This is a genomic window from Salinicola sp. RZ23 (assembly GCF_003206675.1).
Taxonomy (GTDB): domain Bacteria; phylum Pseudomonadota; class Gammaproteobacteria; order Pseudomonadales; family Halomonadaceae; genus Salinicola; species Salinicola endophyticus.
In genome coordinates, this window is sequence record NZ_PZJK01000006.1 from 177136 (window position 1) to 195710 (window position 18575).

General features: G+C 68.6%; 18 protein-coding genes. 10 read left to right on the forward strand and 8 right to left on the reverse strand.

Annotated features, from left to right (window positions below; genetic code table 11):
* Positions 1–155 precede the first annotated feature (155 nt).
* From DOM67_RS05645 to DOM67_RS05655, 3 genes are read left to right on the forward strand one after another with little or no spacing between them, the layout of a single operon-like run.
* A complete protein-coding gene (locus DOM67_RS05645) occupies positions 156–1196 on the forward strand; it encodes a phosphotransferase (RefSeq protein ID WP_110674686.1) in 1041 nt (346 codons plus the stop codon).
* Positions 1193–1861 (forward strand): N-acetylmuramate alpha-1-phosphate uridylyltransferase MurU, encoded by a 669-nt coding sequence (gene murU / locus DOM67_RS05650; protein ID WP_110674687.1) that lies wholly within the window; start codon positions 1193–1195, stop codon positions 1859–1861. Before DOM67_RS05645 ends, murU begins: the two co-directional genes overlap by 4 nt.
* A 60-nt stretch (positions 1862–1921) precedes the next feature.
* Positions 1922–2341: an OsmC family protein gene (locus DOM67_RS05655; protein WP_106418540.1), complete on the forward strand. Its 420-nt coding sequence runs from the start codon at positions 1922–1924 to the stop codon at positions 2339–2341.
* A 101-nt stretch (positions 2342–2442) separates the two neighbouring features.
* Here DOM67_RS05655 and coq7 read toward each other — a convergent pair whose 3' ends face one another.
* The 4 genes from coq7 to purD form a co-directional block, all read right to left on the reverse strand.
* Positions 2443–3084 (reverse strand): 2-polyprenyl-3-methyl-6-methoxy-1,4-benzoquinone monooxygenase, encoded by a 642-nt coding sequence (gene coq7, locus DOM67_RS05660; RefSeq protein ID WP_110674688.1) that lies wholly within the window; start codon positions 3082–3084, stop codon positions 2443–2445.
* A 47-nt stretch (positions 3085–3131) separates the two neighbouring features.
* Positions 3132–3476: a histidine triad nucleotide-binding protein gene (locus DOM67_RS05665; RefSeq protein ID WP_110674689.1), complete on the reverse strand. Its 345-nt coding sequence runs from the start codon at positions 3474–3476 to the stop codon at positions 3132–3134.
* A gap of 55 nt (positions 3477–3531) precedes the next feature.
* Positions 3532–4404, reverse strand: coding sequence for a phosphoribulokinase (locus DOM67_RS05670; protein ID WP_035472335.1), 873 nt, complete (start codon positions 4402–4404; stop codon positions 3532–3534).
* Positions 4405–4557: 153 nt separating this feature from the next.
* On the reverse strand, positions 4558–5865 hold the full coding sequence (gene purD / locus DOM67_RS05675) for a phosphoribosylamine--glycine ligase (RefSeq protein WP_110674690.1): 1308 nt from the start codon (positions 5863–5865) through the stop codon (positions 4558–4560).
* Between the two features lie 188 nt (positions 5866–6053).
* Here purD and DOM67_RS05680 point away from each other — a divergent pair, with 188 nt between their 5' ends.
* Complete coding sequence (locus DOM67_RS05680) at positions 6054–6767, forward strand: 16S rRNA (uracil(1498)-N(3))-methyltransferase (RefSeq protein WP_110674691.1); 714 nt, start codon at positions 6054–6056, stop codon at positions 6765–6767.
* A gap of 82 nt (positions 6768–6849) precedes the next feature.
* On the opposite strand, the gene DOM67_RS05685 is transcribed toward DOM67_RS05680, so the two are convergent.
* From DOM67_RS05685 to DOM67_RS05700, 4 genes are all read right to left on the reverse strand, one after another.
* The gene (locus DOM67_RS05685; RefSeq protein ID WP_110674692.1) at positions 6850–7245 is read right to left on the reverse strand and encodes a hypothetical protein; all 396 of its coding nucleotides are present in this window, start codon (positions 7243–7245) and stop codon (positions 6850–6852) included.
* Positions 7242–9512 (reverse strand): flagellar biosynthesis protein FlhF, encoded by a 2271-nt coding sequence (gene flhF, locus DOM67_RS05690; protein ID WP_188115185.1) that lies wholly within the window; start codon positions 9510–9512, stop codon positions 7242–7244. Before flhF ends, DOM67_RS05685 begins: the two co-directional genes overlap by 4 nt.
* 203 nt (positions 9513–9715) lie before the next feature.
* The gene (locus DOM67_RS05695; RefSeq protein ID WP_232825149.1) at positions 9716–11059 is read right to left on the reverse strand and encodes a lytic murein transglycosylase; all 1344 of its coding nucleotides are present in this window, start codon (positions 11057–11059) and stop codon (positions 9716–9718) included.
* A gap of 97 nt (positions 11060–11156) precedes the next feature.
* Complete coding sequence (locus DOM67_RS05700; protein WP_157958796.1) at positions 11157–12188, reverse strand: deoxyribodipyrimidine photo-lyase; 1032 nt, start codon at positions 12186–12188, stop codon at positions 11157–11159.
* Between the two features lie 486 nt (positions 12189–12674).
* Between DOM67_RS05700 and DOM67_RS19760 the strand changes: the two genes are divergently transcribed.
* The 6 genes from DOM67_RS19760 to DOM67_RS05725 all read left to right on the forward strand — a co-directional run bounded on the left by DOM67_RS19760 (position 12675) and on the right by DOM67_RS05725 (position 18566).
* Positions 12675–12851, forward strand: a complete 177-nt coding sequence (locus DOM67_RS19760) for a hypothetical protein (protein WP_157958797.1) — start codon at positions 12675–12677, stop codon at positions 12849–12851.
* A 289-nt stretch (positions 12852–13140) separates the two neighbouring features.
* Positions 13141–15945 (forward strand): monovalent cation/H+ antiporter subunit A, encoded by a 2805-nt coding sequence (locus DOM67_RS05705; RefSeq protein ID WP_110674695.1) that lies wholly within the window; start codon positions 13141–13143, stop codon positions 15943–15945.
* Positions 15945–16295, forward strand: a complete 351-nt coding sequence (locus DOM67_RS05710) for a Na+/H+ antiporter subunit C (RefSeq protein ID WP_110674696.1) — start codon at positions 15945–15947, stop codon at positions 16293–16295. Before DOM67_RS05705 ends, DOM67_RS05710 begins: the two co-directional genes overlap by 1 nt.
* Positions 16292–17806 (forward strand): monovalent cation/H+ antiporter subunit D, encoded by a 1515-nt coding sequence (locus DOM67_RS05715; protein WP_110674697.1) that lies wholly within the window; start codon positions 16292–16294, stop codon positions 17804–17806. The genes DOM67_RS05710 and DOM67_RS05715 overlap by 4 nt, the downstream gene beginning before the upstream one ends.
* Positions 17803–18300, forward strand: a complete 498-nt coding sequence (locus DOM67_RS05720; protein WP_110674698.1) for a Na+/H+ antiporter subunit E — start codon at positions 17803–17805, stop codon at positions 18298–18300. The genes DOM67_RS05715 and DOM67_RS05720 overlap by 4 nt, the downstream gene beginning before the upstream one ends.
* Entirely contained in the window at positions 18297–18566 is a 270-nt protein-coding gene (locus tag DOM67_RS05725) for a K+/H+ antiporter subunit F (RefSeq protein WP_035472357.1), read from the forward strand. Before DOM67_RS05720 ends, DOM67_RS05725 begins: the two co-directional genes overlap by 4 nt.
* Positions 18567–18575: the final 9 nt, after the last annotated feature.

Genomic DNA, 18575 nt, shown 5'->3' on the forward strand with positions numbered 1-18575 from the left:
GGCGGCACACTGGCGCCGCCAAGGGCAAGCAAGCCCTCTCCGCCGGCAGGGCCGCGTCCAGACGTCATCTGCCAAGTCATCGCCCAAGCCCAAGAGCGGCTTCAGCATGCGGTGACATCCGCACCCCGTCAACTCGATCCAACCTGGGAGTCTCGATGAGTTTGCGCCTTGCTCAGCTGCGCACCTGGATAGCCCGGCACCACGCCGTTGCCGCCGATACCTGCCGCTTCGAGCCCGTCGCCGGCGATGCCAGCCTGCGCGGCTACTGCCGGGTGTATCTGCCCGACGGCACCACGCGCATGCTGATGGATGCCCCACCCGAGCTCGAGGAGAGCCACGCCTTCGTCGCTATCGGCCGCAGCTGGCGCGCAGCCGGCCTGCCGGTGCCGGCGATCCACGCCGTCGACCTCGACCAGGGCTTCCTCGAACTCGACGATCTCGGCGACGACAGCCTGCACCACCACTTCGTCGATACCGACTCGGCGCGGCGGGGTACGGCCCAGGCCATCGATCTGCTGCTGCGCCTGCAGCGGCTGGCATCACCGGCAGAGCTGCCGCCCTACTCCGCCGCCTTCATGGAGGAGGAGCTGGAGCGCTTCCCCGACTGGGGCCTAGGGCGCTGGCTGGGTCTGGAGACGCCAAGCTGCTGGGCGACCACCAAACATCAGTTACTGGCGCGCATCGCGGCACTGCCCGAGGTCGCCGTGCACCGCGACTTCGATGCCATGAACCTGATGCGTGTCGATGGCGAACTGGCACTGATCGATTTCCAGGGCGCCCTGGCGGGTCCGCTGGGCTATGACCTGATCTCGCTGCTGCGCGGGCGCTACCAGCGCTGGTCGCGGGCGGAGATGGATAGCTGGATCGACGACTTCCACCGCCGCAGCCGGGAAGACTTCGGCGCCCACCTGCCGGATGCCGCAACCTTCCGGGCTGGCGTCGAGGCGATCGGCGCCCAGCGCCAGCTCAAGATCCTGGGTCAGTTCTGCCGCCTCTGCCTGCGCGACGGCAAGCCGCGCTATCTCGACTGGCTGCCGCACTTCTATGCCCAGCTCGACGCCGGCCTCGAGGCACTGCCCGAGCTGGCCGAATTCCACGCCTGGCTGCGCGAGACCTACCACCCGGCGATGCAGGCGCGGCTGGCCCGGCACCATGCCGAGCAGGCACAGGAGCCTTCGAAGGGAGCCTCGACATGAAAGCGATGATCCTGGCCGCCGGGCTCGGCAGCCGCATGCGACCGCTCACCGACCACTGCCCCAAGCCGCTGCTGCCGGTGGCCGGCAAGCCGCTGATCGAACACCATCTGGAACGGCTCGCGGCGGCCGGCTTCCGCGAGGTGGTGATCAACGTGAGCTACCGGGGCGAGCAGATCGTCGCCGCCCTCGGCGATGGCCAACGCTTCGGCCTGCGTCTCTCCTTCAGCCGCGAGCCCACGCCGCTGGAGACCGCCGGCGGCCTGCGCCATGCCCTGGCACTGCTGGGCGATGCCCCCTTCCTGCTGCTCAACGGCGACGTCTGGAGCGATATCGACCTGGCTCAGCCGACGCTGACCGCAGGCGATCTGGCCCATCTGGCGATGGTCGCCACCACCGACTTCCACCCTCGCGGCGACTTTCATCTCGACGCCGATGGGCGCCTGCACGCCGAGGGCGAGCCGCGTCTGGTCTATGCCGGGGTCGGCGTGATCCACCCGCAGCTGGTCGCCGATCTCCCCGACGGCGAGGCAGCCAAGCTGGCGCCGCTGCTGCTCGCGGCGATGCGCGCCGGGCGGGTGGGTGGCTGGCACCACCGCGGCGACTGGGTCGATGTCGGCACGCCGCAGCGCCTGGCCGACCTCGAGAGCCGGCTGCGCCGGGCGTAACCTCAGCCTGGCGGGAGTGTTATGCTGCCGCCACGTTATCCGAGTGAAGGAATCGATTGCATGAAAGCCACAGTCAAGTGGACCGACGGCCGCCAGTTCGTCACCGAATCCGGCAGCGGCCACAGCGTCGTGATCGACGGCAACCCCGACCACGGCGGGCGCAACACCGGGCCGCGACCGATGGAGCTGGTGCTGATGGGGCTCGGCGGCTGCACCTCGTTCGACGTGATCCAGATCCTGGAGAAGGCGCGCGCCGACGTCACCGACTGCGTCGCGACCCTGGAAGCCGAGCGCTTCGACGGCACGCCCAGCGTGTTCACCAAGATCCATGTGCACTTCGTGGTCACGGGCCGTGGTCTCAAGGAGGCCCAGGTCAAGCGCGCGGTCGACCTCTCCGCCGAGAAGTACTGCAGCGCCTCGCTGATGCTGGCCAAAGGGGGCGTGGAGATCACCCACGACTACGAGATCGTCGAGGCCTGAGCGCCGTCACGTCCGGCGAGCCATACGCAAAAACCGCGACTCCGGTCGCGGTTTTTGTTTGCCTTCCCGACGACTATCCGCCGCCCTCGACGGCGCCACACTCAAAGGCGATAGACACTCTTGGTCATCACCTTCGACACCAGCCGCATGCCCCACTTCACCGGCAGCGGAAAGCGACTGCCGCCGGATTCCAGCGCCATGCGCTCGTGCTGCGCCTCGTCGATACGCATCTGTTCGAGCACCGCCCGCGAGCGCTTGTCATCGATCGGCAGCTTGCGCAGATGCGCCTCCAGATGGTGCCCGACCTGCTCCTCGGTGGCGGCGACGAAGCCCAGGCTGATGCGGTCGCCGATCGCCCCGGCCAGGGCGCCGAGCCCGAAGGAGGCGGCGTAGAAGGCGGGGTTGAGATAGCTGGTACGACCATCCAGCTCCTGCAGGCGCTGGTCGCACCAGGACAGATGATCGACCTCCTCCGCTGCCGCCTCTTCCATGCGCTCGCGGGTGTCGCCCAGCTTGGCGGTCAGCCCCTGGCCCTGATAGAGCGCCTGGGCACACACCTCGCCGGTATGGTTGATGCGCATCAGCCCGGCCACGTGGCGGCGCTGCTCGTCGTCGAGCGCGCCCTCGGGCTGGGCGAGGGCCGGCGAGGGCCGACGCGGCTGCGCCGCCCCCGGCACCAACGTGCGCAGTACGCTGTCGAACTGGTGAATCAGATTGTCGCTACGCGACAGCTGGCGCGCCATGTGAGTCTCCTTACCCGTGTGCGGAAATACCCCAGACCCCGGACCTATCAGCCCGGCGGCCAGGTCAGCTTGCGCCCACCCAACAGGTGCATGTGGATATGATAGACCGACTGCCCGCCATCTTCGTTGCAGTTCATCACCACGCGGTAGCCGTCCTCGGCGAAACCGAACTGCTTGGCCAGCCTGGCCGCGGTGTACTGCAGTCGGCCGACCAGGGCCAGATCCGCCTCTTCGATGTCATTGAGGGTGGCGATCGGCTTCTTGGGAATGATCAGCACATGGGTCGGTGCCTGGGGATTGATGTCACGGAAGGCGAGCACGTGCTCGTCTTCATAGACGATGTCGGCCGGAATCTCGCGGTCGATGATCTTGCTGAACAGCGTGGGCTCCATGGGGTCTCCTTCGGATAGGAAAGGATCCGGCGTCAGCGGCTGACGCCATCGCACATCAACGAAAACGGCGCTGCGCCAGCAGCTGGCGCACCTTGGGCGCCAGGATCAGATCCATCGCCAGCGACAGCCGCGCCCCCGGCACCACCAGGGTGTTGGGACGGCTCATGAAGGCGTCATGGATCATGGTCACCAGATAGGGGAAATCCACCGCCTCCGGGTCGCGGAAGCGGATCACCACGAACGACTCGCCGTCGTTGGGCACGTCCTGCAGCTCGAACGGGTTGGAGGTGTCCACCGTCGGCACGCGCTGGAAATTGATGTGGGTGCGCGAGAGCTGGGGCTGGATGTAGCGCACGTAGTCGTGCATCCGCCCGAGAATGGTCTCGATCACCGCCTCCTGCGAATAGCCGCGCAGCTTGGTGTCACGGTCGATCTTCTGCAGCCACTCCAGATTGATGGTCGGTGCCACCCCGATCAGCATGTCGACGTGCCGCGCGATATCCACCTCGTGGGTCACCAGCCCGCCATGCAGCCCTTCGTAGAGCATCAGATCGGTACCGCTGGGAATCGGCTGCCAGTCGGTGAAGGTGCCGACCTGCCAGCCGGCCTCGATCATGCGCTTGTCTTCGGCGTGGATATAGTGGCGATAGGTGCCCTTGCCGCTGTCGCCGTACTCCTGGAACAGCGTATCCAGACGATCCAGCAGATTGGCGTTGACCGAGAAGTGCGACAGCTCCGCCTTGCGCTCCGGCTCGGTCTGCAGGATCTCGGCCAGCTCCGCCCGCGAGTAGCGGTGGAAGGCGTCGCCGTCGATGAAGGCGGCGTGGACGTCCTCCCGCGCGAACATGCGCTCGAAGGTGCGCTTGACCGTGGTGGTGCCGGCGCCGGAGGAGCCGGTGACGGCGATGATCGGGAACTCACGCGACATGCCGCGCCCCCCTGCCGAGCCGGATGGCCCTCGACACGTCCCGGGCCACCGCGGGGCGGCAGATCGCCGCGATGGCGTCGCGATATGGCTGTAGCTGCGGCATGGCGCTGGTTCCCCGATCCCGGCGCAGCTCTTGGCTGCGCGCTGGGTTGATTAGCTGCGTGACGCGACGTCCTCGCGCTCACGGGCGATCGCCCGATGGGCAATGTCGCGGCGATACTCGGCCCCCGCCCAGGTGATCTCGGCGACGCCTGCGTAGGCCCGCTCGGCGGCGGCGGCAACGCTCTCGCCCAGCGCGGTCACACATAGCACACGCCCGCCGCTGGTGACGACGCGACCATCGTCGCTCTGCGCGGTGCCGGCATGGAACACCTTGCAGCCGCACTGCTCGGCGGCGTCGAGGCCGTCGATCGCATCCCCCTTGGGATAGCTGCCGGGATAGCCGCCGGCCGCCATCACCACGCCGACCGCAGCGCGCGGGTCCCAGCTCCCCTCGGCGCGATCCAGACCCTGCGCCAGGGCAGCCTGGCACAGCCCCACCAGATCGCCCTCCAGGCGCATCAGGATCGGCTGGGTCTCGGGGTCACCGAAGCGGCAGTTGTACTCGATCACCTTGGGCGTGCCCGTGGCGTCGATCATCAGCCCGGCGTAGAGGAAACCGGTGTAGGGGTGCCCTTCCGCGGCCATGCCGGCGACGGTCGGGGTGATCACCTCGTCCATGATGCGCTGATAGACCGTCTCGGTGACCACCGGTGCCGGCGAATAGGCGCCCATGCCGCCGGTATTGGGGCCGGCGTCGCCATCGTAGGCGCGCTTGTGGTCCTGGCTGGTGGCCATCGGCCAGACGTGCTCGCCGTCGACCATGACGATGAAGCTCGCCTCCTCGCCGTCGAGGAACTCCTCGATCACCACCCGGGCGCCGGCATCGCCGAAGGCGTTGTCCTCGAGCATATCGCGGATCGCCGCCGCCGCCTCGGCGTGGGTCATCGCCACCACCACGCCCTTGCCGGCGGCAAGACCATCGGCCTTGATCACGATCGGCGCGCCCTGCTGGTCGAGATAGTCGAGCGCCGGGGCGACTTCACTGAAGGTCTGGTAGGCCGCCGAGGGGATCGCATGGCGGGCCAGGAAATCCTTGGTGAAGGCCTTGGACCCTTCCAGCTGGGCCGCCGCGGCCGAGGGGCCGAAGATCGCCAGGCCCGCCTGCTGGAAGCGGTCGACCACGCCCGCCACCAGCGGCGCCTCGGGGCCGACGATGGTGAGTTCGACATCGTTGTCGCGGGCGAAGGCGATCAGCGCGTCGAAGTCCATGGCGTCGATCGCCACGTTGGTCAGCCCCGCCTCGCGGGCAGTGCCGGCGTTGCCGGGGGCCACGAACACCGTGTCGACCTGTGGCGACTGTGCCGCCTTCCACGCCAGGGCGTGCTCGCGCCCGCCGCCTCCTAGGATCAGAACCTTCATCGCTCGCCTTTCGTTGCGCTGTCACCGAATATGGAAGAGGCATTATGTCAGAAAGGCCCGGGCCAGAAAGCCCCCGAGCGCATCGCACCTGTTCCCGGCCGCCGCCAGACCGCTGCCGTTGGCCCCGGTGCCTGCGCCTGAGGCACAATAGGCGCCCGATTCTCATCCCCGAGTGCCCCGCTGCCTGCATGAACCTGATTCTGCTCGAACCCGCCGACTGGATCGACGCCAGCCACGCCCGCGTGTGCGATCCGCGCCGCCTGACCCATCTGCGCGAGGTGCATCGCGCCGCCCCCGGCGATAGCCTGACCGTGGGCGCGCTCGACGGCGCCATCGGCCGTGGCGAGCTGCTGACGTTGACCGCCAGCGAGGCGCTGTTCCACGTGCCCGCGCTCGACCGCGAGCCCCCGGCGCCACTGCCGGTACACCTGCTGCTGGCGCTGCCACGGCCGCGCATGCTGGCACGCAGCCTCGAGCACATCGCCGCGCTGGGGGTGAAGCAGCTGACGCTGCTGCATACGCGTCGGGTCGAGAAGAGCTACTGGCAGTCCCCGGAGCTTCGCCCCGACAAGATCCATCAGCACCTGATGCTGGGGCTGGAGCAGGCGCGTGACACCCGTCTGCCCGAGGTGACCCTGGAGACGCGCTTCAAGCCGTTCGTCGAGGATCGCCTGCCGGCGCTGCTGGCGGGCCGGCGCGGGCTGATCGCCCATCCGGGCATGCCGCAGGCGTGCCCACGCGGTATCGACGAACCGACGCTGCTGGCGATCGGCCCGGAGGGCGGCTTCGTCGATTACGAGGTGACCCGCTTCGAAGAGGCGGGGTGCGAAGGGGTCCATCTGGGCGAGCGCATTCTGCGCGTGGAGACCGCGGTGACCGCGCTGCTGGCGCGGCTATTCTGAGCAGGGTGATGACAAGTCCGAGCGGGTAATGACCAGCGATCTGGGCGCAGCGGCCGGCGGTGGTCGCTGTGGCGGCGCCGGCTCAGGGTGCCAGCCAGCGACCGGGGTCGTGGCTGAGCTCGACCCCCAGAAAGCGGCGCGCGGCGACGCTCAGGTTATCCAGCCGCGACTGGCTGATCGCCGCCGACTCCAGATGCAACAGCGTCGGCAGCGGGCCGACATCCACCGCCATGCGCTTGAGCCAGCGGTAGTCGAGGGTCGCGTCCACCGGCCGGCTCTCTACCCAGAGCAGCGCGTGCCCGGGTGCTGCCCGCGCCGCCTCGGCCAGGGTCACCGGCTCCCAGCGCCGTCCGCTGCGCGCGTTCAGTGACTTCAGCAGGCTCTCCAGCGCGCCGCGTCGCGGCTCACCCAGCACCAGCAGCGGCCAGCGGTCACGCTGACGCTGCCAGGCGCGCAGCCCGGCGGCCTGATCGCTCACCGCCCGGCGTCCGTCGCCGCCCCGGCCATACCCTTGGCGCGGCGCAGGGTCTGGTGGGCGCTCAGCGCATCCATCAGCCCCTCGAGCAAGGCCTTGGGCCGACGCCCGCAGCGGCGCTGGGCGATATCCGACAGCCGTGCGCGTACGTCCGTGGCCCAGCCGGCTTCCGCCTGGGCCAGGTGCAGTGCCAGCGCGGCCAGGGCGGCAGCGAGCTGCCAGCGGTGGGCACGCTCTTCGAGCTCGGGGCGGCGTGTCTTGAGTAGCCGCTCGGCCTGCTGGGTCAGGCTGGGCAGGCCCTCCAGGGCCAGCGCCGCGGCCAGCCGCGAGCCGCTGTCGAAGCCGGTGCGGGCACTGCCGATCCAGAAGCGCCGCCCCAACTGGCGACCGTCGGCCTCGTCGTGCCAGGTCCCTTCCCAGGCGATCACCGGCAGCCCCTCGCTATCGCCGCGGCGCTTGGCCAGGGTAGTCTCGAGGCGCCTGAGATCGAGGCGCGCCTGACGCCCGCGGTGGAACATCGTGATCCCCGGCTGCGCCTCGCCCAGCGCCAGCGCCTCATCCAGGCGCAGCCACTCGCCGCTATGGCGCACGCGGCGACTGGCGCTGGTGGCGGCGAGCCAACTGCGCCGCTGCACGTCGAGACCGGCGAGCAGCTCGACATCCGGCAACTGGTTCAGCAGGTGCCACTCGGCGCCCAGCGAGTCGGCCCAGGCAAAGCGCGCGTCGTCTCCCGCCGGAAGTTCATGACGCGGCCACACCAGCGGCTGCGGCATACCCTGGGCATCCAGCGCCACCAGTGGCATCGCTTGCCCCTGGCCACGCACCGGGGTCGGCTTGGACCACCACAGCGCCCGCGGCGCCCCCTCCCCGCGCAGCCCGGCCTGACGACTCGCACTCATCATGCGCGCGGCGAAGGCGCCGCTCTCGGCGCCGTGGTTGCGCGGCCAGGCGTGCTCCAGCCAGGCCATCCCCTGCACCTGCCGGCGCAGCGTGGAGAGCGTGGCCTCCAGCGCCTCGCCCTGGCGCAGCACGCCCTGGGAGAGCGCCTGCTGGCGCGCCTGGGCCGGCGCCGCCGGAGCACTGCCGGTGACGCGCGAAAACGGCGACTCACCGCCTTGGGCGAGCGCTTCGCGCAGCAGCACATCGCGCTCCACCGGCTCCAGATCTTCCGGCACCCGCTGTCCGCGCGAGAGATAGCAGAGCTTGAGCCCGTGGCGCATCAGCACGTCCAGCACCGGCCCCAGGCGGGCAGCTTCGTCGAGCTTGGTCAGAATGCAGCCCCACAGCGGCTCGCCGGCCTCCTGCGAGGCGCGCTGCCACGCCTCGACCACCTGCTCGAGGGTATCGCCGTGGCGCGCGGCGTCGAGCACCAGCAGCCGGCGCACGCTGACCGGCGCGGCGCCGAGACGAGCGATCTCGCCCATCAGCCGCTGGTCGCGCTGACTCATGCCGACGGTGTCGATCACCATCATGCGCTTGCCGCCGGAGCGCCCCATCAGTCCGCGGCGGGGCTGGGCCAGCCGCCCCAGCAGCGCGCCCAGGTCACCCTGCTCGTCCAGTGCATGCACTTCCACGCCGAGCAGACGCGCATAGATGCGCAACTGCTCGGCGGCGCCGATACGGTAGCTGTCGGTGGTCACCAGGGCAGCCTCGCGCGGGCCGTGGCGCATCACGTAGCGCGCCGCCAGCTTGGCCGTGGTGGTGGTCTTGCCGGCGCCGGTGGGGCCGACCAGCGCGAACAGCCCGCCCGCCTCGAACAGCGCCTCCTCGCTCTCCAGCACCTCGAGCCGCGCCGCCAACTGGCGCTCGAGCCACGCCTGCCAGGCGGGCGTCTCGGCCTCCTCGGCGGACTCCTCGAGCAGCGCCGCCGGCAGCGTCTCCAGCAGCGTTTCGCAGAGTACGTGACTGAAACCGGCCTGGCTCAGTTGACGCAGGATCGCATCGCGCACCTGCTGCCCCGGGGCCGGCGCCGGGCTCGAGGTCTCGCGCAGCAGCGCGCGCATGTCCTCGAGCATGCGCCGGTTGAAGGCTTCCCAGGCCGCCGGCGACTCGGCCGCCGTGGCCTCGTCCGTCGACGCGCCATCGCCTTCGGCATCCGCCGCGGCCGGTCCGGCCAGCGCCTGGGCGTGGGCCTGCTCGGACATGGCGACGATCTCCACGCCGCCGTCGACGACGCGGTTGGATAGGATCAGAACGTCCTCGCCCAGGGCCTGGCGCACCTGACGCATGGCCTCCCGGGTATTGGCACCGGTGAATCGCTGCACTCCCATGACTCGCCTCGCGGCGCCGCGACGACCGATGCGCACTGGCATCGCGCCGCAGCGCTCTCAAAACCGATGAAAACCCCGAGTGTGACACGGGGTGGCGGGCTGCAAACAGCGGAAAAGACGCCGAATCGCGATCCATTCGGCACCCGTCACACCGACCGCGCGGGTCGAGGTGGCGGGTGCTGCCGCTGACGCAACGCTCGCTGTCAGAGCGCCTCGAGGCGCTGGATCAGCGCCTGGGTGGGATAGCCGTCCGGGGTGACGCCGATCGACCGCTGGTAGGCACGCAGCCCCGCCCGGGTGTTGGGGCCGATCCGCCCATCCGGCGTGCCGACGTCGAAGCCACGCGCGTTGAGTGCCTGCTGCATCTCACGCACCTGGGTCCGCGACAGTGCCGGCTCCGAGCGCGGCCACTGCCCCTGGATGCCGGGCCGGCCGGCGATGCGATCGGCCAGCGTGGCGACCGCCAGGGCATAGCTGGTGGAGGCGTTGTAGCGCATGATCACGCGGAAATTGGGCCCGACCAGGAACGCCGGCCCTTCGGCCCCGGCCGGCGCGATGACCGACGCTTCGGCGAAATCCGGCAGCGCCCCGCCGCCGACCCGCGCCACGCCCTGGGCCGCCCAGGCCTGACTCGAGTGGCGCACCGAGAGTTCGGTCTGGGCGTAGTCGAAACCGGCCGGCAGGCTCACTTCGGCGCCCCAGGGCTGGCCGCGCTGCCAGCCGGACTTGGCCAGGTAGTTGGCCGTCGAGGCCATGACGTCGGGAATGCTGCCCCAGATATCGCGCCGGCCGTCGCCATCACCATCCACCGCGTAGGCGAGGAAGCTCGAGGGGATGAACTGGGTGTGTCCCATGGCCCCGGCCCAGGAGCCGCGCATGTGATCGCGATCGATGTCACCGTTCTGCAGGATCTTGAGCGCGGCCATCAGCTCGCCCCGGGCGAACGCCTGGCGACGACCTTCGTAACCCAGCGTCGAGAGCGCGTCGATGGTCTCGAAGCTGCCGAAATTGCTGCCGTAGTTACTCTCGACGCCCCAGATCGCGACCACGATGCTACCGGGTACGCCGTATCGCTGCTCGATGCGCTCGGCCAGCGCTCGATGGGCGTCCAGCCGGGCGCGACCATTGGCGACACGCTGATCCGAGACCGCGCTGTCCAGATAGCTCCACACCTGGCGGGTGAACTCGGGCTGGGAGCGGTCGAGCTCGATGACCCGCGGCTGATAGGTGGCGTGGTCGAAGGCCTCGGCCAGGGTCGCCTGGTCGATGCCCTCGCTGGCGGCCTGGCGGCGGAAGTCGGCGACCCAGGTGTCGAAGCCGGCACGCGCCTGCGGCGTCACCTTGTCTTCTGCGGCAGCGTCGGGGCGGGCAGCGCTATCGGCCGCCGTCCCACTCGCGCTCCCGCTGGACGCCGACTCGGACGACTGCGCGGCAGCGGGGGCAGGACTCGCCGCCTGGGTATCGGCCACGCTCTGACAGCCGACCAGGGCAACAGCGAGGCACAGAGAGAGGGTCAGGGGGCCTTTGAAGGGAACAGAACGCGTCACGATGCACTTCCTTTATGCTGGGGTTCCTCGCGCCTGCGCCGCTGGCGGGCGTCGGCGTCAGCCCAGTGTAGCGCATCCCGTGCAATACCCGCGTGGGCTAGTAACGATCGAACCAGGAGCCCGTACTGCGCCGTGGCGGCGCCGTGGGCGTCGGCTCGAGGTGGCGCGGCGTCTCCTGGCGCAGCGCCGTGGTAGCCCCGGCCAGCTGCGCATCGGTCGCAGCGTCAGCGCGTAGGAAACTGGGCTCGCGGCCACCGGAAGGGTCGATGCACGGGGACTGGAAGCGGCTGACGTCGATCCCGTGGACCTGCTGGCGGCGCAGATATTCATGCCACAGCAGCTCGTGGCGCAGATAGCGCTGCGGGGACTCGGCGCCGGCCGGGATATCCAGGCGCTCGCACACGGCGTAGAGCTGACGCGCCGAGACACAGCCCAACGCACGCCAGCGCAGCAGCGCGCGAACATCCTCGGGCGCCCAGTCGGCCGGAGCGTCACGCAGCTGGCGCAGCCGCGCCTGGGCCGCCGGCTCGCCCCCTGAGATCGTCGCCCTCAGCGGCTCGACGTCGCCGAGCAGGCTGCCGAGGGAGGGTAGCCCGCGCGGGGCATCGTGTGGCCAGGGCGGCAGCGTGACCGGCTGCCCCGGGCTCCTCGGCGCCAGGGCGCTCCTGCCCCGGGAGAGGGCGACGAACTCACCGAAGGAGAGTTCGCGCGTGCCGGTATCGTCATGATGGGCGGGAAACAGCGGCGAGTCGGGCAGCACACAGAGCTGATCCGGCGCCAGCGCCGCCTGTACGCGGCGAGTCGTGGCGCACTCGTTGGCGCCCTCCATGGCGTGGGTGATCACCCGCTGGGCGCCGATCCGCTGGACCAGCCGCGGCAACAGCTGCTCGGGCTCGCCGACGCAGACCAGCAGATCGCTGCCTCGTGTCAGCAGGGCGCCACGCAGATCGATCAGACTCTGCCACAGCAGCGCCCATTGGGGCACCGCTGGTGGCGTGTCCTCGAGCCAGCTCGGCTCCAGCACGAAGACGCACAGCAGCGTCTCCGCGTGCGGTTCGACCGCCAGCAGATCGTTGTCGCTCAGGCGCAGATCGCGCCGAAACCAGATCAGATCGCAGGAAGATTCCATGCCGCAGCCTCCAGACTCGCGGTCGAACACGGCAGCCACCAACAGGGCCGACAACCACCTGCCGCCGCCCCTCGATAGCGGGAGGCGCCAGTGCGCCATATTTGTACAAAAGCTATCACCACATGAATACCATGTACAACGAATCCACGATCCGCTCCCTATGGCTCCCCCTCGGGCGGCGTGATACAGTCGTTAACGAGCGTCGGCTCGGCTACCAAAATATCCAATACTTTCAAGTCTTTTCGGAGCTCCACGCAGAAAGCCGCGGCGCCCCGGAATGCCCATCACCGAGCCCAGACCGTGCACGTGCGTCGTCCTGGAGAAACGTTTTGAATCGGCAGAACGTTTTTCGACCGAAGCGTTTGCAAACACTGACGCGCATCGAGCCCGAAGAGCGTTCCGCAGAGAACGCCGCAGCCCCGGCGACGCCGGGCGCGCCCCGCACGAACAGCGCTTTTCGCAGTGCGAACACAGAGGAGAGACACCATGCCGGGCCACATGCCTAGCCAGCTGTCGCTGACATGCGCGACCTGCCGTATCGGTGCCCAGACTCCGTCGTCCCACGCCGGAATGCTCACCCTGGAGGGCCGCACCCCCGCGTGGATGCTGGCACCCCGCGGTGCGCGCCGCCCCTATCTGACCGATCCGCCCCGCCTGATCTGAGTCCGCCCGCTGCCCGTCACGTCGTGCCGGGTCGCGCGCGCCAGTCGCCGCCGGCCATCGGCGGAAACCGCGCCGCTCCGGCGGCCCAGTTCATCCGACCAACGCGTATCTCGTGGTGTCCAGCGCTAGCACGCTGAGGCGCGGACGAGTCCCTGAGAGTGGGCGAGATCGCCTACACTAGGACCGCCGGGCGCCGTCACACCGGCCCCTCGACGTACGCAGAAAGTCAGTCCGAGCCGTTTGCGCTCGTCGGCTGTCCGTTCGGGTCCTTGAGAAGAGCGACAACTTCATGTCATTGCCGCTGATCGTGCTGCTGCCTCTGCTGGGCAGCCTCATACCGCTGTTGAGCTCCAATCGACAGCGCAATCTCAACGCGGGATCGACCGCGATTCTGCCCGCCATCGCGCTGGCCATCGCGCTCTACCATGCACCGAGCGTGCTCGGAGGGGAGGTCCCCCGCTTCAGCCTCAGTTGGGTGCCACAGCTGGGGCTCGACCTGGCCTTCCGGCTCGACGGGCTGTCGCTGCTGTTCGTGATGCTGATCCTCGGCATCGGCCTGCTGATCATCCTCTACTCGCGCTACTACCTGGCGCCCGAGGACAGCATGCCGCGCTTCTATGCCTATCTGATGCTGTTCATGACCTCGATGCTGGGCATCGTGATGGCCGACAACCTGCTGCTGCTGTGGGTGTTCTGGGAGCTGACCAGCCTCTCCTCGTTCCTGCTGATCGGCTACTGGTACAAGCAGAGCGAGGCGCGACGCGGTGCCCGCATGGCACTGACCGTGACCGGTATGGGGGGGCTGGCGATGCTTGCCGGCTTCCTGCTGCTCGGCCATATCGTCGGCACCTTCGACATGCAGACGGTGCTCGACAGCCGCCAACTGATCCAGGCCGACCCGCGCTACCTGCCGGCGCTACTGCTGATCCTGCTCGGCGCCTTCACCAAGTCGGCCCAGTTCCCGTTCCACTTCTGGCTGCCCCACGCGATGTCGGCCCCCACGCCGGTCTCCGCGTTCCTTCACTCGGCGACCATGGTCAAGGCCGGCGTGTTTCTGCTCGCCCGTTTGCACCCGGCGCTGGCCGGCTCCCAGCTGTGGCTCTATATCGTCACCCTGACCGGCCTGGTGACGATGATCTACGCCGCCTACTTCGCCCTGCTCAAGTACGATCTCAAGGGGGTGCTGGCCTTCTCCACCGTCAGCCACCTGGGCATGATCACCATGCTGTTCGGGCTCGACAGCAAGCTGGCGGTGATCGCGGGGCTGTTCCACATCATCAACCACGCCACCTTCAAGGCGTCGCTGTTCATGTCCTCGGGCATCATCGACCACGAGACCGGCACCCGCGACATCCGCAAGTTGAGCGGGCTGCGTCACAGCATGCCGATGACCGCGGCACTCGCCGGGCTGGCGGCTGCGTCGATGGCCGGCGTGCCGCTGCTCAACGGTTTCCTGTCCAAGGAGATGATGCTGACCGAGGCGCTCGGCAGCGGTATCCTCGGCGGCCTGGCGTGGCTGATCCCGGTACTGGCGACCCTCGGCAGCGTGCTCTCGGTGGCCTATTCGCTGCGCTACGTGCGCAATGTCTTCTTCGGCCCGCCGGCCACGGACCTGCCCAAGCCCCCGCACGAGGCGCCCTTCATGATGCGCCTGCCAATGCTGCTGCTGGTGGGGCTGTGCGTGCTCATCGGGCTGCTGCCGGCGCTGATGGTGACCGGCATTCTCGAGGCCGCGGGCCAGGCGACGATCCTGGCGCCGCGCCCAGAACTGCACCTGGCGATCTGGCACGGTTTCAACCTGCCCCTGCTGATGAGCGCCATCGCGCTGGCCGGCGGGGTCGCCATCTACAGCGTGCGCCGCACCCTGTTCAGCTTCCAGCGTCAGTTCCCCCAGCGCAATGCGCTGATGCTGTTCGAGTACGCCGTGCGCCAGCTGCTCGGCGCCACCCAGCGCGGCATCGATCGCCTGGAGAACGGCTCGCTGCAGCGCTACATGCTATGGCTGATCGTGGTGGTGCTGTTCCTCACCGGCAGCGGACTGCTCGATCTCACCCAACTGAAGGGCGAGCTGCCGCTCAAGCCGCTGGATGGCCTGCTGATCGTGGGTGCGGCGATCACCATTCTGGCCGGCCTCGGCACCGCCGTGCTGCATCGCCGCCGCCTGGTCTCGCTGATGATGCTCTCGGTGGTGGGGCTGATGGTATCGCTGGCGTTCGCGCGCTTCTCGGCACCGGACCTGGCGCTGACCCAGCTGGCGGTCGAGGTGGTCACGGTGATCCTGCTGATGCTGGCGCTGTTCTTCCTGCCACAACGCACGCCCAAGGAGTCGAGCGGCGCGCGCATCGTGCGCGACGTGCTGCTGGCGGCCAGCTTCGGCGGTATCGTCGCCAGCCTCAACTACGCCCTGCTGACGCGTTCGCTCGACAGCATCTCGGGCTACTTCCTGGCCAACAGCGTCAGCGGCGGCGGCGGCCACAACGTGGTCAACGTCATCCTGGTCGACTTCCGTGGCTTCGATACCCTGGGCGAGATCACGGTGCTGTGCATCGCCGCCATCGGCATCTACAAGCTGCTCAATCGCCTGCGTCTGTTCATGCCGTCGAGCGACAGCGAGGGCCGGCCGTGGTCGAAGGACCTGCATCCGATGCTGCTGGCCACGGTGTCACAGACCCTGCTGCCGCTGGCGCTGCTGGTGTCGGTGTTCATCTTCCTGCGCGGCCACAACGAGCCCGGCGGCGGCTTCATCGCCGGCCTGGTCACCGCGGTGGCGCTGATCCTGCTGTACATCGCCCGCGGCGTCGACTGGGCCCAGCAGCGTCTGACCTTCCAGTACCAGCCGATCGCCGTGGCCGGGGTGGTGATCGCCGCCCTCACCGGTGTCGGCAGCTGGTTCTTCGGCCACGACTTCCTGACCTCCGCTTTCGGCCACTTCTCGATTCCCTTTATCGGTGAAGTGGAGCTGGCCACCGCCATGCTGTTCGATCTCGGCGTCTATCTCACCGTGGTCGGCGCGACGCTGATGATCCTGGCCAATCTGGGCAAGCTGACCACGCGTCACCGGCCCAGCAAAGAGAACGACAAGGAGACCGTCTGATGGAAGCGCTCTTCGCCACCGTAACCGGCTTTCTGGCGGCCAGCGGTCTCTACCTGGCCCTGCGCGGACGCACCTTCCCCGTGGTCGTGGGGCTGACGCTGCTCTCCTACGCGGTCAACCTGTTCCTGTTCTCCACCGGCGGCCTCACCACCGATGGCGCTGCAGTGATCCAGGCGGGCAAGACCCACTACGCCGACCCGCTGCCCCAGGCGCTGGTCCTCACCGCGATCGTGATCGGCTTCGCCATGACCGCGTTCTCGGTGATCCTGGCCATGCGCGTGCGCGGCGACCAGGGTAGCGACCAGGTCAATGACCAGCGTGTCGAGGACGCCAAGGAGGAGAAGTCGTGATGCAGCATCTGATCATCCTCCCCATCCTGCTGCCGCTGTTCACCGGGCTTGCGATGCTGATCAAGCGCGACGCGACCATGCAGCCGCGGCGCACCATCAGCCTGGTGAGCACCGCACTGCTGGTAGTGATCGCCATCGCGCTGGTGATCAAGAGCAGCGAAGGCCAGATCAGCTACTACGCCCTGGGCGACTGGCAGCCGCCATTCGGCATCATCCTGGTGCTCGACCGTCTCTCGGCGCTGATGGTGTGCCTGACCAGCGTGCTCGCCCTCGGCAGCCTGGCCTACGCCTGCGCCGGCGACGACAAGAAGGGCAGCAATTTCCACGGGCTGTTCCAACTGCAGCTGATGGGCATCAACGGTGCCTTCCTCACCGGCGACATGTTCAACCTGTTCGTGTTCTTCGAGGTCCTGCTGATCGCCTCCTACTCGCTGCTGATGCACGGCGGCGGCAAGGACCGCACCCAGGCGGGCTTCCACTACGTGGCGCTCAACCTGGCCGGTTCGGCGATGTTCCTGATCGCCCTCGGCGTGCTCTACGGCACCACCGGCACGCTCAACATGGCGGACATGGGACTACGCATCGCCGAGCTCGACCCCGAGCGTCAGGGGCTGCTCAAGGCGGGCGCCTTCCTGCTGCTGGTGGTGTTCGGACTGAAGTCGGCGATCCTGCCGCTCTACTTCTGGCTGCCGCGGGCCTACGCCAGTGCACCGGCGCCGGTGGCGGCGCTGTTCGCGATCATGACCAAGGTGGGGATCTACGCCATCCTGCGCGTCTACACCCTGGTCTTCGGCGACAGTGCCGGCGACCTGGCCAACTTCGCGCAGCCGTGGCTGTGGTGGTTCGCCCTGGCGACGATCGCGCTGGGCGGCATCGGTGTGCTCTCGGCGCGGGATCTGCGCACCCAGGTCGCCTATCTGATCCTGATCTCGGTGGGAACCCTGCTGGCCGGCGTGAGCATGGACCGCGTGGCCTCGCTCTCGGCGCTGCTCTACTACATGCTGCATACCACCCTGGTCAGCGGCGGCCTGTTCCTGCTCGCCGATGCCATCGCCGATCAGCGCGGCAAGGCCGGCGCACGCATCGTGCCCGGACGCGGCGTCACTCAGCCGGCACTGCTGGGGCTCGCCTACTTCGTCGGCGCGGTCAGCGTGGTCGGCCTGCCACCGCTCTCCGGGGCGATCGGCAAGGCGCTGCTGCTCAACGCCGCGCAGCCGGGCGAGCAGCCATGGCTATGGTCGCTGCTGCTGCTGTCGAGCCTGGCCGGGCTGGTGGCGATGGGGCGCAGCGGCTCCACCGTGTTCTGGAAGGCGGGCAAGCCCGACGCTGAAGGGCCGCGGCTCAAGCCAAGCATGCTGGCGGGTCTGATCCTGCTGCTGGGTGCATCTCCCCTGCTGTCGCTCTTCGCCGGCCCGATCACCGAGTTCACCCAGGCGAGCGCTGCGCAGTTGCTCGATCCCGGCGCCTATACCCAGGCGATTCTCGCCCCGACTGCTGGAGGTGGCTCATGATTCCTCCCCTACGCTGGCTACCGATGCCGGTCTTGTCGCTGCTGCTGCTGGTGGTCTGGCTGCTGCTGCAGCAGAGCGTGGCCCTCGGCCAGTGGCTGCTGGGCGGCGCACTGGCCGTGGTGATCCCGCTGCTGTGCCGTCCGTTCTGGGAGCGCCAGCCGCGAATCAAGCGCCCGCTCAAGCTGCTGCACTACGTCGTGCGGGTGCTCAGGGACATCGTGGTGGCCAACCTCGAGGTCTCGAAGTTGATCCTCGACCCGCGTGGGCGCATGCGCCCGGCATTCGTCGAGTACCCGCTGTCGCTGACCGAGAACTTCCCCATCACCATTCTCGCCAGCACCATCACGATGACCCCGGGCACCGTCTCGGCCCACCTGCGCCTGGACGGCCGCACGCTGCTGATCCACGCCCTCGACGTCGCCGACATCGATGCGCTGATCGCCGATATTCATCAGCGTTACGAACGCCCGCTCATGGAGATCTTCGAATCATGATCGCTACCGCGCTGTGGATCGCGCTGGCACTGTTCAGCGCCGCTATCGCCCTCAACTTCTATCGCGCAGTGATCGGCCCCAGCCTGCCCGACCGGGTGCTGGCGGTCGACACCATGTACATGAATTCGATCGCGCTGATCGTGCTGTTCGGCATCTGGGTCAACAACAAGGACTATTTCGAGGCAGCACTGCTGATCGCCATGCTCGGCTTCGTCAGCACCATCGCGGTGTGCAAGTATCTGCTGCGCGGCGACATCATCGAATAGGAGCACGAC